This is a genomic window from Pseudomonas kairouanensis, assembly GCF_004682055.1.
In the GTDB taxonomy this organism is placed as follows: domain Bacteria; phylum Pseudomonadota; class Gammaproteobacteria; order Pseudomonadales; family Pseudomonadaceae; genus Aquipseudomonas; species Aquipseudomonas kairouanensis.
This window is the reverse complement of the sequence record NZ_QUZU01000037.1, coordinates 54,509-69,432: the sequence shown is the minus strand read 5'-3', so window position 1 is coordinate 69,432 and position 14,924 is coordinate 54,509. Positions and strand designations below refer to the sequence as shown.

The 14,924-nt window shown below is 61.6% G+C and carries 14 protein-coding genes; 6 read left to right on the top strand and 8 right to left on the bottom strand.

What is annotated here, in order from left to right:
- Positions 1–120: 120 nt before the first annotated feature.
- A complete protein-coding gene (locus DYL59_RS23945) occupies positions 121–762 on the bottom strand; it encodes a TetR/AcrR family transcriptional regulator (protein WP_135291398.1) in 642 nt (213 codons plus the stop codon).
- Between the two features lie 77 nt (positions 763–839).
- Positions 840–2,741: a 3-dehydroshikimate dehydratase QuiC gene (gene quiC / locus DYL59_RS23940; RefSeq protein ID WP_135291397.1), complete on the bottom strand. Its 1,902-nt coding sequence runs from the start codon at positions 2,739–2,741 to the stop codon at positions 840–842.
- Positions 2,742–2,964: 223 nt separating this feature from the next.
- Here quiC and DYL59_RS23935 point away from each other — a divergent pair, with 223 nt between their 5' ends.
- Entirely contained in the window at positions 2,965–4,299 is a 1,335-nt protein-coding gene (locus tag DYL59_RS23935; protein WP_135291396.1) for an MFS transporter, read from the top strand.
- Position 4,300: 1 nt separating this feature from the next.
- Here DYL59_RS23935 and DYL59_RS23930 read toward each other — a convergent pair whose 3' ends face one another.
- Positions 4,301–5,179 (bottom strand): DMT family transporter, encoded by an 879-nt coding sequence (locus tag DYL59_RS23930; RefSeq protein WP_135291395.1) that lies wholly within the window; start codon positions 5,177–5,179, stop codon positions 4,301–4,303.
- Positions 5,180–5,357: 178 nt separating this feature from the next.
- On the opposite strand from DYL59_RS23930, the gene DYL59_RS23925 reads away from it, so the two are divergent.
- The 3 genes from DYL59_RS23925 to DYL59_RS23915 all read left to right on the top strand — a co-directional run bounded on the left by DYL59_RS23925 (position 5,358) and on the right by DYL59_RS23915 (position 7,782).
- Positions 5,358–5,771, top strand: coding sequence for a lipoprotein (locus DYL59_RS23925; protein ID WP_135291394.1), 414 nt, complete (start codon positions 5,358–5,360; stop codon positions 5,769–5,771).
- Between the two features lie 154 nt (positions 5,772–5,925).
- A complete protein-coding gene (ypfJ, locus tag DYL59_RS23920) occupies positions 5,926–6,813 on the top strand; it encodes a KPN_02809 family neutral zinc metallopeptidase (protein ID WP_135291393.1) in 888 nt (295 codons plus the stop codon).
- Positions 6,814–7,782, top strand: a complete 969-nt coding sequence (locus tag DYL59_RS23915; protein WP_135291392.1) for an alpha/beta hydrolase — start codon at positions 6,814–6,816, stop codon at positions 7,780–7,782.
- Between the two features lie 120 nt (positions 7,783–7,902).
- Here the strand turns inward: DYL59_RS23915 and DYL59_RS23910 are convergent, their stop codons facing one another.
- From DYL59_RS23910 to DYL59_RS23900, 3 genes are all read right to left on the bottom strand, one after another.
- The gene (locus tag DYL59_RS23910; protein WP_135291391.1) at positions 7,903–8,502 is read right to left on the bottom strand and encodes an HAD family hydrolase; all 600 of its coding nucleotides are present in this window, start codon (positions 8,500–8,502) and stop codon (positions 7,903–7,905) included.
- Positions 8,499–9,368 carry an acyl-CoA thioesterase II gene (tesB, locus tag DYL59_RS23905; protein WP_135291390.1) on the bottom strand — a complete coding sequence of 290 codons (870 nt, stop codon included), beginning with the start codon at positions 9,366–9,368 and terminating at the stop codon, positions 8,499–8,501. The genes DYL59_RS23910 and tesB overlap by 4 nt, the downstream gene beginning before the upstream one ends.
- Before the next feature lie 127 nt (positions 9,369–9,495).
- Complete coding sequence (locus DYL59_RS23900) at positions 9,496–10,065, bottom strand: GNAT family N-acetyltransferase (protein ID WP_135291389.1); 570 nt, start codon at positions 10,063–10,065, stop codon at positions 9,496–9,498.
- 75 nt (positions 10,066–10,140) lie between these two features.
- Here DYL59_RS23900 and DYL59_RS23895 point away from each other — a divergent pair, with 75 nt between their 5' ends.
- Together DYL59_RS23895 and DYL59_RS23890 are read left to right on the top strand one after the other, a co-directional pair.
- Positions 10,141–11,061, top strand: a complete 921-nt coding sequence (locus DYL59_RS23895; RefSeq protein ID WP_135291388.1) for a histone deacetylase family protein — start codon at positions 10,141–10,143, stop codon at positions 11,059–11,061.
- Between the two features lie 171 nt (positions 11,062–11,232).
- On the top strand, positions 11,233–12,459 hold the full coding sequence (locus DYL59_RS23890) for a TIGR03862 family flavoprotein (RefSeq protein ID WP_135291387.1): 1,227 nt from the start codon (positions 11,233–11,235) through the stop codon (positions 12,457–12,459).
- 120 nt (positions 12,460–12,579) lie between these two features.
- On the opposite strand, the gene DYL59_RS23885 is transcribed toward DYL59_RS23890, so the two are convergent.
- Both DYL59_RS23885 and yedA read right to left on the bottom strand, forming a co-directional pair.
- Positions 12,580–13,914: an RNA helicase RhlE1 gene (locus tag DYL59_RS23885; protein WP_135291386.1), complete on the bottom strand. Its 1,335-nt coding sequence runs from the start codon at positions 13,912–13,914 to the stop codon at positions 12,580–12,582.
- A gap of 48 nt (positions 13,915–13,962) precedes the next feature.
- Positions 13,963–14,859 carry a drug/metabolite exporter YedA gene (gene yedA / locus DYL59_RS23880; RefSeq protein WP_135291385.1) on the bottom strand — a complete coding sequence of 299 codons (897 nt, stop codon included), beginning with the start codon at positions 14,857–14,859 and terminating at the stop codon, positions 13,963–13,965.
- Positions 14,860–14,924: the final 65 nt, after the last annotated feature.

The following is a 14,924-nucleotide window of genomic DNA, read 5'->3' as shown; positions in this document are numbered from 1 at the left end:
GGAGACTGGCGGTGTGCCTGTATTTCGAGCTTGGCGCAGATTCAGATGCTGAGGGCAGGCTTGCCCTGCAACATAGAATCTCCCACATTGATTGCATTTCAGCTTGGGGGTTGTGTGTGTTCAAGCCTGCAAATAGCGCATCACCGACTCACAAATCATCTCCCGATGCCGCTGCTTGATCGCCTCATCCGACAGCTCGATCTGAAAAATCTCACTGAACGTATGCCGGTTGGACACCCGGTAAAAGCTGAATGAGTTGATCAGCAGGTGCACGTCCAACGGCTCCAAACCCTCCCGAAACAACCCCATCTCGGCACCACGGCGCAGCGTTTCCCCCAGCCCTTCAAGGATCTTGCTGTTCATCGCCTTAATCGTATCGGTGCGCTTCACATACTCGGCATTGTGAATATTTTCGATGCTGACAATGCGCACGAAATCCACGTTCTGGTCGTGGTGATCAAAGGTGAATTCCACCAGGCGCCGGATCGCTTCGCGCGGTTCCAGGGCGGTGAGGTTCATGCGGGTTTCGGTGTTGCGGATGTCGCCGTAGAGTTTTTCCAGCACCTCGACGTACAACTGCTCCTTGCTGCCGAAGTAGTAATAAATCATGCGCTTGGAGGTGTGGATGCGCTCGGCGATGGCGTCCACGCGAGCGCCGGAGAGGCCCTGCTGGACAAACTCGACGATGGCTTCTTGGAGTATGTTTTCGCGAGTCTTTTCTGGATTGTTCTTACGACTCTTGCGGGGTGCCTCAGAGGTCATGGTGGGCTCACAGCCAGTGTTATGCAGGCGCTGATTATGGGCCGCGATGCTCCCCGAAGGAAGCACCCGCCCTGCCCTTATAACCGTGCCTGGCGCGCTGCGCCGCTGCGCGACTTTGCCATCGCCGCCAGGCGCACTGCCACGTTGGCCGCACCGTAGCCGGCGTAGCCGTTCTTGCGCTGGATGATCTCGAAGAAAAACCGCCCCTCAAACGGCTCGGTGTACACATGAAACAACTCACCGCCCTGGGGGTCACGGTCGTACAGCACGTTGTAGTACGCCAGCTCGCTGAGGAACTCATCGTCGAAATCGAAACGCGCCGCCAGGTCGTCGTAGTAGTTGAGCGGGATATCCAGCAGCGGCACACCCGCCTCCTTGGCGCGGCGCACTTCGGCGAAAATATCCGCGCAGTCGAAGGCAATGTGGTGCACGCCCGAGCCGCGATAGCTCGATAGCGCGTGTGAAATCGCCGTATTGCGGTTTTCGGAAATATTCAGCGGCAGGCGGATCGAGCTGCAACGGCTGCGCAGGGCGCGGCTTTTCACCAGGCCATAAGGGTCGGGCAGCACCACTTCGTCATCGGCTTCGAAGTCCAGCAGGCTCTTGTAGAACAGCACCCAGCTGTCCAGGCTGTCAGCCGGCAGGGCCATGGCCATGTGGTCGATGCGCAGCAGCCCCCCGCTGGACGCCGCAGCAGGTTGCAGGTTGAAGTCGGTGTCATAGATCCCGCCTTCATTCTGGTCTACCAAGTAGATCAGGCTGCCATCTGGCGCGCGCACCGCCGCCAATTCCAACTCGTTCGGCCCCACCAGGCCGCGATAAGGCTGGCCCTTGTAGGCCACCGCCCGCTCCAGGGCCTTGGCGCTGTCCTTGACCCGCACCGCCGTGGCGCACAGCGACGGGCCGTGGGCTTCAAAAAAGTTGTGGGCGAAGGAATAGGGTTCGCAATTGAGGATCAGGTTGATATCGCCCTGGCGCAGCAGGCTTACGCTCTTGGAGCGATGCTGGCCAGCCTTGACGAAGCCCAGGCGCTCCAGCCAATGGGTCAGCTTGGCGCCAAGGCTTTCGTCCACAGCAAATTCGAGGAACTCGATGCCGTCGTATTCGCTGGCAGCGGGGGTGTCAAACAAGATCTCGACCGGTTGCGCAGGCGCTTGCTGCTTGAGGCGCTCACGGGTTTTCTCTTCCAGATACAGCAGGGAACGCAAGCCATCCGCCGCGTTCGCGCGAGTTGGCGCGGCGCGGAAACCATCGTTGAAAATTTCCAGGGACAACGGCCCGGTGTAGCCACTTCGGATGATCGGCGCCAGGAAACCCGCCAAGTCAAACTCGCCTTGGCCGGGGAAGCAACGGAAATGCCGGCTCCACTCCAGCACGTCCATGGCCAGGATCGGCGCGTCGGCCATTTGCACGAAGAAGATCTTGTCACCGGGGATCTGCGCGATGCCGCTCGGGTCGCCCTTGAGGGACAGGGTGTGGAAGCTGTCCAGCAACACGCCCAGCGCGGGGTGATCGACCTGGCGCACCAGGCTCCACACTTGCTGCCAGGTGTTCACATGCTTGCCCCAGGCCAGGGCTTCGTAACCGATGCGCAAGCCACGACGGCCGGCGTGTTCGGCCAGCAGGCTCAAGTCATCGAGTAGAATGCGTTCGTCGCCGACGCAATCGGCCGAGGCGTTACTGCACACCAGCACCAGGTCGGTGCCCAGTTCCTGCATCAGGTCGAACTTGCGCTCGGCCCGCTCCAGGTTGCGCGCCAGGCGGTCGCGGCGGCAGCCTTCAAAGTCGCGGAACGGTTGGAACAAGGTGATGGCAATTCCCAGGTCGGCGCACATTTGCCTAACTTCACGGGGGCTGCCGTCGTAATACAACAAGTCGTTTTCAAAGATCTCGACCCCATCGAACCCGGCGGCGGCAATGGCTTCGAGCTTTTCCGGCAGGGTCCCGCTCAAGGAAACAGTGGCAATGGAACGTTGCATGGACGCCTCCCGGCAATTGTTGTTTGTGGCAAATTATTCGCCCCCAGCCTGGCGGCAGCAATTAAAATGTACGAACCGGTTAGTTTTTGGTGCGATTATCGAACACTATGCCCCTTTGGCGAATTGACGATTTTTTAACCACTGCGCACCATCGATCACGTAACCAGCGTTAAAAAAAGACCCAGAACACACCATAAAAATTTCAAAAAACGGGTACGACCTCATGCCTTCGCAAAATTCCGTCCTGGCCGCGCGCCCGGGCATCCCGCACGCCGGCATCGGCGACAAGATCCGCGGCGCCCTGGCCGTGGGTAAAACCCGCTGGGGCATGCTGGCCCTGGTGTTTTTCGCCACCACCCTGAACTACATCGACCGTGCCGCCCTGGGCGTGATGCAGCCGATCCTCGCCAAGGAAATGAGCTGGACGGCGATGGACTACGCCAACATCAACTTCTGGTTCCAGGTCGGCTATGCCATCGGCTTTGTGCTGCAAGGCCGCTTGATCGACCGCATCGGCGTCAAACGCGTGTTCTTCTGCGCGGTGCTGCTGTGGAGCCTGGCCACCGGTGCCCATGGCCTGGCCACCTCGGCGGTTGGCTTTATGGTGTGCCGCTTTATCCTCGGGCTGACCGAGGCGGCCAACTACCCGGCCTGCGTGAAGACCACACGGTTGTGGTTCCCCGCCGGTGAACGTGCGGTGGCCACCGGGATCTTCAACGCCGGCACCAACGTGGGCGCGATGATGACGCCCATGCTGCTGCCGTTGATCCTCCACGTATGGGGCTGGCAGGCAGCGTTTCTGTGCATGGCGGCACTGGGGTTGATCTGGTTGGTGTGCTGGGGCTTGAAGTACTACAACCCGGAAGACCATCCCACCGTTAAACAATCCGAATTGGACTACGTGCAACAGCAGGTCGAGCCGGAACAGCCTGGCGTGCCCTTCAGCCGTATCCTGCGGATGCGCGGCACTTGGGCTTTCGCCATCGCCTACGCCCTGACTGCCCCGGTGTTCTGGTTCTACCTGTACTGGCTGCCGCCCTTCCTGAACCAGCAATACAACCTGGGCATCAACGTGACCCAGATGGGTATCCCGCTGATCATCATCTACCTGACCGCCGATTTCGGCAGTGTGGGCGGGGGGATTCTGTCGTCCTTCCTGATCGGTCGCGGCATGAACTCGATCAAGGCGCGGTTGCTGTCGATGCTGCTGTTTGCCTGCTGCATCGTCGGCGTGGTGATGGCGGCCGGTTCCAGCCAACTGTGGGTCGCGGTGTTTGCCATTTCCCTGGCGATTGGCGCGCACCAGGCCTGGACCGCCAACATCTGGAGCCTGGTGATGGACTACACGCCCAAGCACATGATGAGCACGGTGTTCGGTTTTGGCGGTATGTGCGCGGCCATCGGCGGCATGTTCATGACCCAGATCGTCGGCCACATCCTCACCGTGACCAACAACAATTACACCGTGTTGTTCACCCTGATCCCGGCGATGTACTTCATTGCGCTGACCTGGATGTACTTCATGGCCCCGCGCAAGATTCCTACCGTAGACCTTTGACCTACCGACGCCGCTGCTGCCAGGCAGCGGCCAACCCGCTCATGCAGATCACCCCGATGCCGACTACCGTGGTCACATCGGGGGTATGGCTGAACACCAGCCAGCCCAACAACCCCGCGAACACGATCTGGCAATAGCCGAACGGCGCCAGCAACGCAGGCGCCGCAAAGCGGAACGCCTGGGTCAGCATCAAGTGCGCGGTCATCCCGCAGGTGCCCAGGGCCAGCATCAACACGCCGTGCCACAGCGTGGGGATCTGCCAGAAGAACGGCACCATCGCACTCATCACCAGGGTATTGCACAGGCCGGCGAAGAAGTTGCTGGTGGTGGGGGTGTCGTATTGGCTGAGGATGCGCGTGAGCAGTTGGTAGAAGCAGAAAAACAGCGCCGAACATAGCGGCAACAACACCGCCGGGGTGAACAACTCGCCGCCGGGGTGAATGATGATCAGCACACCGACAAATCCACAGATCACCGCCAGCCACTGGCCGCGCGTGACGTGCTCACCCAGCAAGGGCACCGACAGTGCGGTTACCAGGATCGGTGCCAGGAAGTTCACCGCCGTGGCTTCCGCCAAGGGGATATAGTGCAGCGCCGCCGTAAAGAACAGGCTGGTGCCCAACAGACACAGCGCCCGCACCACCTGCATTCCCGGCCGCTTGCTGCGCAGCACCCGCAGGCCCGATTGCGGCAGGAAGATCCCCGCCATCAACAAGGTGTGCACCAGGTAGCGCGCCCACACCACCATCACAATCGGGTAGAACCCGGCCAGGTATTTGGACAAGGCGTCGTGGCTGGAGAACAGGAACGTTGCCACCACAATCAGCAGGATGCCTTTGAAGGGATGGTTGACGCCGGAAAGGGGGGTACTGACAGTCATCGAATTCTCTTGCGTGGCGCACGGTGGGACTCAACCCGGTAATCTAGCAGCCGGGCGTGGGTCTGCCCCAAGAGCATAACCAAACACCGGGCGAACAGCGCACTAAATCACGGGGTTCGAGTCCAACGCTGCACGTTGACCGTCGTATTGAACACTTTTCAACCAAGGCCATGCCGCTATGAAAAAAATTCTTTTTGCTTTGTCTGCCCTTGCACTGCTCAGCGCCTGCGATAAAAAAGCCAGTGAGGCGCCCAAACCCGCACCCGCGTCGGTGCAGGCGACCCTGGTGCCAGAAACACCACCCACCGATAAATGGGTCGGCAAATGGATCGGCGTTGAAGGCCTGAACCTGACCATCGCCAAGGACGACAGCGTCGGCCGCGGGCACTACATTCTCACCATGCAATACGGCCTCGACGCCGATGACTCGGGCACCTTCAAGGGTGAGGCCGCCGAAGACGGCATCGCCTTCACCCGCCCGGACGGCCCGCAACTGCTGCGCGCTGGCGACGGTGCAGACACCGGCCTGAAATGGCTGGCCGATAAAAAGGACTGCCTGATCGTGGTGAGCGGCGAAGGCTACTGCCGCTAATAGCGTCCATACTCAACCATTCCACAACTGTAGGAGCGAGCTTGCTCGCGAAGATCGTCAACGATGACGCAGGGCGCCAGGTTTAACGCGGCGCACTTGAGTTTTTCGCGAGCAAGCTCGCTCCTACAGGCTATTTATCAAGAGGACCGCCCCCATGCTATGGAAAAAAGGCCGACGCAGCGACAACGTGGTGGATGCCCGCGATGACAGTAGTGGGGGCGGTGGCGGCATGCGCTTTGGCGGTGGCAAGGGCCTGAGCCTGGGAGCGATCTTGCTGATTGTCGGCATTGGCTGGATCACCGGCCAAGACCCGCTGCAGATCCTCGGCCAGCTCACCGGCCAGATGGAGCAGGCGCCGTCGGTCAGCACCCAACAGCGCCAGGCACCGCCGGCCAACGATGAACAAGCCGATTTCGTGCGCGCTGTGCTCGGCGACACCGAGGACACCTGGGCCCAGGTGTTCAAGGAAAACGGCGTGGCCTATCAGAACCCGAAACTCATCCTGTTCCGTGGCCGCGTCAACTCCGCCTGCGGTGGCGCCACTTCGGCCAGCGGCCCGTTCTATTGCCCGGCTGACCGGCAGGTGTACCTGGACCTGGATTTCTTCCGCGAAATGTCCCAACGCTTCCAGGCCGCCGGCGATTTCGCCCAGGCGTATGTCATTGCCCACGAAGTCGGGCACCACGTGCAGACGCTGCTGGGCATCTCGGCAAAAATCCAGGCCGCGCGCCAACAGGGCCGGCAGATGGAGGGCGACGGCGGCCTGCTGGTCCGCCAGGAACTGCAAGCTGATTGCTTCGCCGGTGTCTGGGCCAACCGTGCGCAAAAGCGCCTGAACTGGCTGGAACCCGGCGACATCGAAGAGGCGCTGAACGCGGCCAACGCCATTGGCGATGACCGCTTGCAGCAACAGGGTCAAGGCCGCGTGGTACCGGACTCATTCACCCACGGCACCTCGGCGCAGCGCGTACGCTGGTTCAAGACCGGCTTTGCCCAGGGCCAGATCACTCAATGCGACACCTTTTCCGCCAAGAGTCTCTAAATGAATAAACGATTGGGATTGCTGCTGGGCCTGTTAGTCAGTTGTTCAACCTGGGCGGCCGGACACGGCGCCCAGCAAGCCAGTCTCGATCGCTTCCCCCTGGCGGCCGGCGACCTCAGCGTCGGCCTGAGCCAGGATTGGCGCCAGCCGCTACCCAACGTGACCCGTGCGTTGATCATCGTGCATGGTCGCCTGCGCGATGCGCAGACCTATCTGGAAAGCGGCGAAAAGGCTGCCGCGAATGCCGGGCAAGGCGCCAACACCCTGGTGATCGCGCCACGCTTCCTGATCGAGGCCGACGCGCGTAACGAGCATGTGGACGATCAGGTGCTGCGCTGGACCGACAACGGCTGGATGGCCGGCGAACCGTCCACCGCCCCGGGTCATATCAGTTCCTACGGCGCCTTGGACCAGATCATCAAGCACCTGGGCAATCGCAAGCTGTTCCCGGCGCTGAAGGAAATCGTCGTGGCCGGGCATTCCGGCGGTGGCCAGGTGGTGCAGCGTTTTGCCCTCCTCAGCCACGACCACCCTAAACTGCAAGCCGAAGCCATCCGCCTGCGCTACGTGGTGGCCAATCCCTCGTCCTACGCCTACTTCACCCCGCAACGCCCGGTGAAGTTCGACCCGGCGACGTGCCCAGGCTTCAATGACTGGAAATACGGCCTGAACCACTTGCCGGCCTACGCCAAAGGCGCGGTGCAGATTGAGCAGACCTATGTGTCACGCGACATCACCTACCTGCTGGGCCAACAGGACATCGACCCGAAACATCACGCGCTGGACATCGGCTGTGAAGCTGAGGCTCAGGGCGCGTATCGGCTGATTCGTGGGCACAACTATTTCGACTATCTCAAGCAGCGGCATCCGCAGTTGGGGCATCAGTTGGTGGAAGTGCCGGGGGTGGGGCATAACGGGGATGGGATGTTTACGTCGCCTGAGGGGCAGAAGGTGTTGTTTTCAAAGTAGTCCCTGAAGAAACCCAATCAAAATGTGGGAGGGGGCTTGCCCCCGATTGCAGTGTGTCAGTCACCCGATGTGTTGGCTGATCCACTGCTATCGGGAGCAAGCCCCCTCCCACATTTGACCTCATTGCTTGGGCTGGATCATCCGGCGCAACACCGAGCAATCCTCGGCATGCCAATCCGCCAACTCCGGCCACGGGTTCTCGGGCAAGTTGACCAACACCGTACGCGCGCCCGCCGCCCGGCCGCAGTCCAGGTCAAAACGATAATCCCCGACCATCACCATCTGGCTGGGCGCTACATCCCACGCCGCTGCCAGTTTCAGCAACCCATCCGGATCGGGCTTGGGTTGCGCATCATCACGCCCCAACACGTCTTCGATGGCAAAGCAGTCCGCCAGGCCAATCGCCTCCAGGGTGATATGCGCCAACTCCCGCGCATTACGGGTCAAGATGCCCAGGCGATAACCCCGCGCGGCCAACTCGCGCACCAGTTCCACCGCACCGTCGGCGGCTACCGAACCCAGCGCCAACTCGCGCTCATGCTCCAGCAACCAGGCGTGCTTGGCCGCTGCCACATCCGCTGGCAGCGCCGCCAGATGGGTGAGGATGTCATCCTCCGGCGGAATATCCAGGGCCACGCGAATCGCCGCAAAATCATGCACGGCGACCGTCAGGGTGCCGTCCATGTCGAACACCCAATGTTTAACGTCCGTCAGGCTCATGCCCAATCCTTGCGATGGCGAATCAAGCCTTCCTGGGTCACCGAGGCCACCAGTTGCCCGGCGCGGTTGTACACGCTGCCACGGGAAAACCCTCGGGAATTACCCGCCCAAGGGCTGTCCATGGCGTACAGCAACCAGTCATCGGCGCGCAGGTCGGCGTGGAACCACAGCGCGTGATCGAGGCTGGCGACCTGCATGTCTTTTTGCCACACGGTCTTGCCATGGGGCAGCAACGACGTGGTCAGCAGGCCGAAGTCCGAGGCGTAGGCCAGCAGGTATTTGTGCAGGGCCGGAATGTCGGCCAGCGCACCGTCGGCACGAAACCACACATATTTGACCGGGTCGGACGGCTGCGGATTGAACGGATCTTTCTCGGTGACCGGGCGCACTTCAATCGGCTTGGGGCACAGCAACTTGTCGCGCATGTGCTCAGGGATCAGGTGCGCACGCTGCTGGGTCAACTCCAACTCCGACGGCAGGTTTTCCGGGCCGACCACCACGGGCATGGTGGTCTGGTGGTCGAAGCCTTGCTCGTCGTACTGGAACGAGGTGGTGCAGGTAAAGATCGGGTGGCCCTTCTGAATCGCGGTGACGCGGCGAGTGCTGAAACTGCCACCGTCACGCACGCGGTCCACCGAATACACCACCGGCAATGCGGCATCGCCAGGGCGCAGGAAATAACCATGCAGGGAATGCACATGCCGCGCTTCTTCTACGGTCTGGCTGGCGGCCGACAACGACTGGCCGAGCACCTGGCCACCGAACAGTTGGCGAAAACCCAGGTCCTGACTGCGGCCGCGAAAGAGGTTTTCCTCGATCGGCTCCAGGGTCAGCAGGTCCACCAGATCTTCCAATACTTGGCTCATTCAAACTCTCCTCAGAGCAAAACAGATTTTACTGTAGGAGCGAGCTTGCTCGCGAAGGTCGTCAACGATAACGCGGGGCGCCAGGCGTAACGCGGGGCCCTTGAGCTCTTCGCGAGCAAGCTCGCTCCTACCCGTGCAGCGTGTCCAACCATTGGGCGCGGGTGATGCGGTACAACACATGATGGCGCAGCGGGTCATCGGCTGCGACCTTGGGGTGTTCAAAATCTGCCAGGGGATCGTAATGCATACCGATGGCCTGCATGACTTTTTGTGATGGCAGATTGGCCTCGGTGGTAAAGGCGACGATTTCATCCAACTGCACGCGGTCAAAACCACAGCGCAACGCGGTCCACGCCGCTTCGCTGGCATACCCCAGGCCCCAATGTTCACGAGCCAACCGCCAGCCGATCTCCACCGCCGGGGTAAAGGCCGCATCAAAGCTGACATGCTGTAGCCCGGTCAGGCCGATAAATTCGCCCGTGTCCTTGCGCTCCAACGCCCACAGGCCAAAACCGTATTCGGCGAAGTGCCCGCGAATGCGACCGATCAATGCGGCGCTTTCCAGGTGGCTTAATTTGGCCGGGAAATAGCGCATCACCTGCGGGTCGGCGCACATGCGCGCAAATTCGGGCAGGTCGCTGTCGCGCCATTGGCGTAGCACCAGGCGTGCGCTTTCAAGTTCCAGTATCGGCTCCATGGGTCCCCTCCCTTGCCATGTGCGTGAGTGTACAACGCGGGTAAGATGCGTCGCAGGTTCCTGTCAGAAAATCCCATGCCTTTGCCATTGATCTACCACGATGACTACAGCCCTGAGTTCCCGGCGGACCATCGCTTCCCCATGGACAAGTTCCGCCTGTTGCGTGACCACCTGGTGTCCAGCGGGCTGACCGAGGACAGCCACCTGCTGCGCCCGCAGCTGTGCCCACCCGAGATCCTCGCCCTGGCCCACGCCCCCGACTACATCGAGCGCTACATGGGCGGCGAGTTGTCCCGCGAAGACCAGCGCCGCCTGGGCCTGCCATGGAACGAAGCCCTCGCCCGGCGCACCGTCCGTGCCGTAGGGGGTTCAATCCTGGCGGCCGAGCAGGCCCTGGAACACGGCCTGGCCTGCCATTTGGCCGGCGGCACCCACCACGCCCACTACGATTACCCGGCGGGTTTTTGCATCTTCAATGACCTGGCGGTGATCAGCCGTTACCTGCTGGCCAGCGGCCGGGTCAACCGCGTGCTGATCTTCGACTGTGACGTGCACCAGGGTGACGGCACCGCACGCATCCTCCACGACACGCCGGACGCCATCACCGTGTCGCTGCACTGTGAAAAGAACTTCCCCGCACGCAAGGCCCAGAGCGACTGGGACATCCCGCTGCCCATGGGCATGGGCGACGCCGACTACCTCAAGGTGGTGGACGATGCCCTCAACTACCTGCTGCCGCTCTACCAGCCCGACCTGGTGCTGTACGACGCCGGCGTGGATGTGCACAAGGACGACGCCCTCGGTTACCTCAAGCTGACAGACGAGGGCGTGGCCGCCCGTGATGAAAGCGTGATGCGCCACTGCCTGGGCCGCGATATTCCGGTGATGGGTGTGATCGGCGGCGGTTACAGCAAGGACCGCCCTGCCCTGGCCCGCCGCCACGGCATCCTGCACCACAGCGCACAACGGGTGTGGACGTCATCAGGTTGTCATTGAGCTATGAGCGTTACCCACAATGCCTGTGGAACGGCCTGTGGATAACTTGAGCGTAAGCGCCTAAGAACCAATATCTACATGGGCTGTAGGAAACTGTGCGTTTTTTGATCAGGCGTTTGCGCCGTCGTCGGGTAGAATGCTCGGCCTGTTTAACCGACCGTAGCCCTCACCATGTCCCAGACCGCTCCCCAACACGTCTCCATCATCGGCGGCGGCCCTGCCGGGCTGATGGCTGCCGAAGTCTTGAGCCAGGCGGGTGTGCGGGTAGACCTCTACGACGGCATGCCTTCGGTGGGGCGCAAGTTCCTGCTGGCCGGCGTAGGCGGCATGAACATCACCCACTCTGAAGCCTACCCGGCGTTCCTGTCGCGCTATGCCGAACGCGCGCCGCACATGGCGCCGTTGCTGCGCGGGTTTGGTGCCGATGCGTTGTGCGAATGGATACACGGGCTGGGTATCGAAACCTTTATCGGCACTTCTGGCCGTGTATTTCCTACGGATATGAAAGCCGCCCCTCTGCTGCGTGCCTGGCTCAAGCGCCTGCGGGACCAGGGAGTGGTTATCCACACCCGGCACCGCTGGGTTGGGTGGAGTGCGGATGGCGGTTTACTTATCCACAGCCCCGAAGGCGAAAAAACGGTGCACAGCGATGCAGTGCTGCTGGCCCTCGGCGGCGGCAGTTGGTCGCGCCTGGGTTCGGACGGTGCCTGGCTCAAGTTGCTGGAAGACCAAGGCGTGCCTTATGCCCCGTTGCAACCGAGCAACTGCGGCTTCGAGGTGTCGGCCTGGAGCGAATTGATGGTCAGCAAATTCGCCGGTGCACCGTTGAAAAACGTCGCCATCGGCTTGGGGGATGACAAGCCCCGGCTTGGCGAATGCGTGGTCACCGCCACGGGTATCGAGGGCAGCCTGATCTATGCGTTGTCGGCGCCGATTCGTGAAGCAATCAACCGCGATGGCTTGGCCACGGTGCATATCGACCTGCTGCCGAGCAAGCCTGTGGACAAAATCCAGGCTGCCTTGACCAAGCCACGGGGTTCGCGCTCGATGAGCAAGCATTTGCACAGTCAGTTGGGGTTGGATGGGGTCAAGGCGGCGCTGTTGCGTGAGCTGGCACCGACTGAACATTTCAACGACCCGGCGCAACTGGCTGTGGATATCAAGGCGCTGCCCTTGACCCTGGTTAAGACTCGGCCGATGGATGAAGCGATCAGCACCGCTGGCGGCGTGCCCTTCGAGGCGTTGGATGAGCGCTTGATGCTCAAGCAATTGCCGGGGGTGTTTTGTGCGGGGGAGATGCTGGATTGGGAAGCGCCGACCGGGGGCTATTTGCTGACGGGGTGTTTTGCCAGTGGGCGGGCGGCTGGGCGGGGGATGTTGGAGTGGCTTAAGGGCTGAAATCTTTGTTGAATTCAAGGCCGCCATCGGGGGCAAGCCCCCTCCCACACTTGATTTGTGAATACCTTCAAATGTGGGAGCGGGCTTGCTCGCGAAGGGGCCATCAGCTACACCGCAAAATCACTTCTTCTTACGCGGCCCAGTATTAAACACCGGTACCTTGCGCACTGGCTTGATCGAAGGCTCCGCAGGCGCAACCTCCCCGCTGTCCACCCACTTGCCCAAATTGCGCTTGCCGCCACCACCGGACGTTTTTGGCTTCTTCGGTTTTTTCGGCTTCTTCACCACTTGCCCGCTGGCATCGGTGTCTGGCACGCGGTGCTCTGGTTCGAAGTCCTGCTCCATATGCCGCGCCAAGGTCTGGCGGGTCAGCATCTCGATGGCCGAGAGCATGTTCACTTCGTCGGCACACACCAGGGAAATCGCTTCACCGGTGTTGCCCGCACGTCCGGTACGGCCGATGCGGTGGATGTAATCCTCGGCAACGATCGGCAGGTCAAAGTTGACCACCAGCGGCAGGTCTTCGATATCCAGGCCACGGGCTGCCACGTCGGTGGCGACCAGGATCTGTACTTCGCTGGACTTGAAGCGGTCCAGTGCACGCTGGCGCGTGGCCTGGGGCTTGTCGCCATGGATGCCATCGGCGTTGATGCCCAGGCCCTGCAACTTGTCCACCAGCGCATCCACGCCGTTACGGGTCTTGGCGAACACCAGCACCTGTTTCCAGCGACCCTTGCGCATCAGGTGCACAAACAGCTCCGGCTTGCGCTTCTTGTCCACCGGCACGATCCACTGCTTCACCGTGTTGGCGGCGACGTTGCGCGGGCTGACTTCGATGCTCAGTGGGTCGTTGAGCATCTGCCCGGCCAACTGGCGGATGTCATCGGAGAAAGTGGCGGAAAACAGCAAGGTCTGGCGCTTTTTCGGCAGCATGCGGTAGATGTTTGCCAGCTCCTCGGAGAAACCCAGGTCGAGCATGCGGTCGGCTTCGTCGAGCACCAGGGTTTGCAGCTGGTTGAGCTTCAACGCGTTCTGGCGGAACAGGTCGATCAGGCGGCCAGGGGTGGCCACCAGCACATCCACACCCTTGCGCAGCTTCATCATCTGCGGGTTGATGCTTACGCCGCCGTACACCGCGTAGGTGGTTAGCGGCAGGTTTTGCGCATACTCGGCGACGCTGGCGTGAACCTGCTCGGCCAACTCGCGGGTGGGGCACAGGATCAGCGCACGCGCCGAGTTGGCGGCGACTTTCGGCCCTTCCATCGTCAGCAGTTGCAACAACGGCACGGCGAAACCGGCGGTTTTTCCGGTGCCGGTCTGGGCCGCAGCCATCAGGTCACGACCGGCCAGCACCGCCGGAATGGCTTGCGCCTGCACCGGCGTCGGGGTCTGGTAGCCAAGCGTCTCAAGGGCGCGCAGCAAGGGTTCGATCAGGCCAAGGGTGGCGAAAGTCATGTAGTTACCGTAGGAAAATTCAGCGCAAGGAACGCAATGGGCCGCAGTTTACCTTATTTCCGGCTTGGGCTTGCGCCACTGGGGCAGGCTGATCAACAGCACCGCGCTGATGATCACCAGCATCGCCAGGGCTTCTTCCAGGCCGATGGTTTCGCCGACGAACACAATCCCCAGCAACACCGCCACCGCCGGGTTCACGTAGGCATAACTGGTCGCCGCCGCCGGGCGTACGTGCTTGAGCAGGTACATGTAGGCGTTGAAGGCGATGATCGAACCGAACACGGCCAGGTACGCCAGGGCCAGCCAGCCTTCCAGCGGTGGCATGGCCTGCAGGTGCTCACCGGCCAGCGCGCTGCCGATCAGCAGCGTGACACCCGCCACCAGCATTTCCGCGGCACTGGCCATGGCGCCCTGGGGCAGCGGCAAGCGTCGGCTCCACACCGAACCGAATGCCCACGAGGCGGCGGCGAATAACAGCAACGCGGCCCCCAACGGACTCGATTGCAAAGTGCTGCCCATGTTCAGCATGGCAATGCCGATAATCCCCAGGATTACCCCGGCCCACTCCAGGCGGGTGTTACGTGCGCCCCAGAAAAACCCACACAGCAGCGTGAACAACGGCACGGTGGCCACCGCCAGCGCAGCCACACCGGACGACACGCCGGAGTGCTCGGCCAAGGTCACCCCGCCGTTGCCGAAGGTCAGCAGCAAAATGCCGATCTTGGCCGCCGCTTTCCACTGCTCCCACGTTGGCGCGGGCACCCCGCGCCACCGCAGGTAGCCGTACATCACCGCACCCGCCGCCAAAAAGCGAATCCCGCCCAGCATCAGCGGCGGCCAGTACTCCACGCCAATGCGGATCACCAGATAGGTGGAACCCCAAATCACATACAGCGCAAAAAAGGCAGCGATCAACGGTAAGGGAAAGCGACTCGGGCCGGGCATTGGGTGGCTCTATGGCAGTAGAAGGGAGGCTTATTCTAAAAAAGCAGGCGGTTAAACATAAGTTA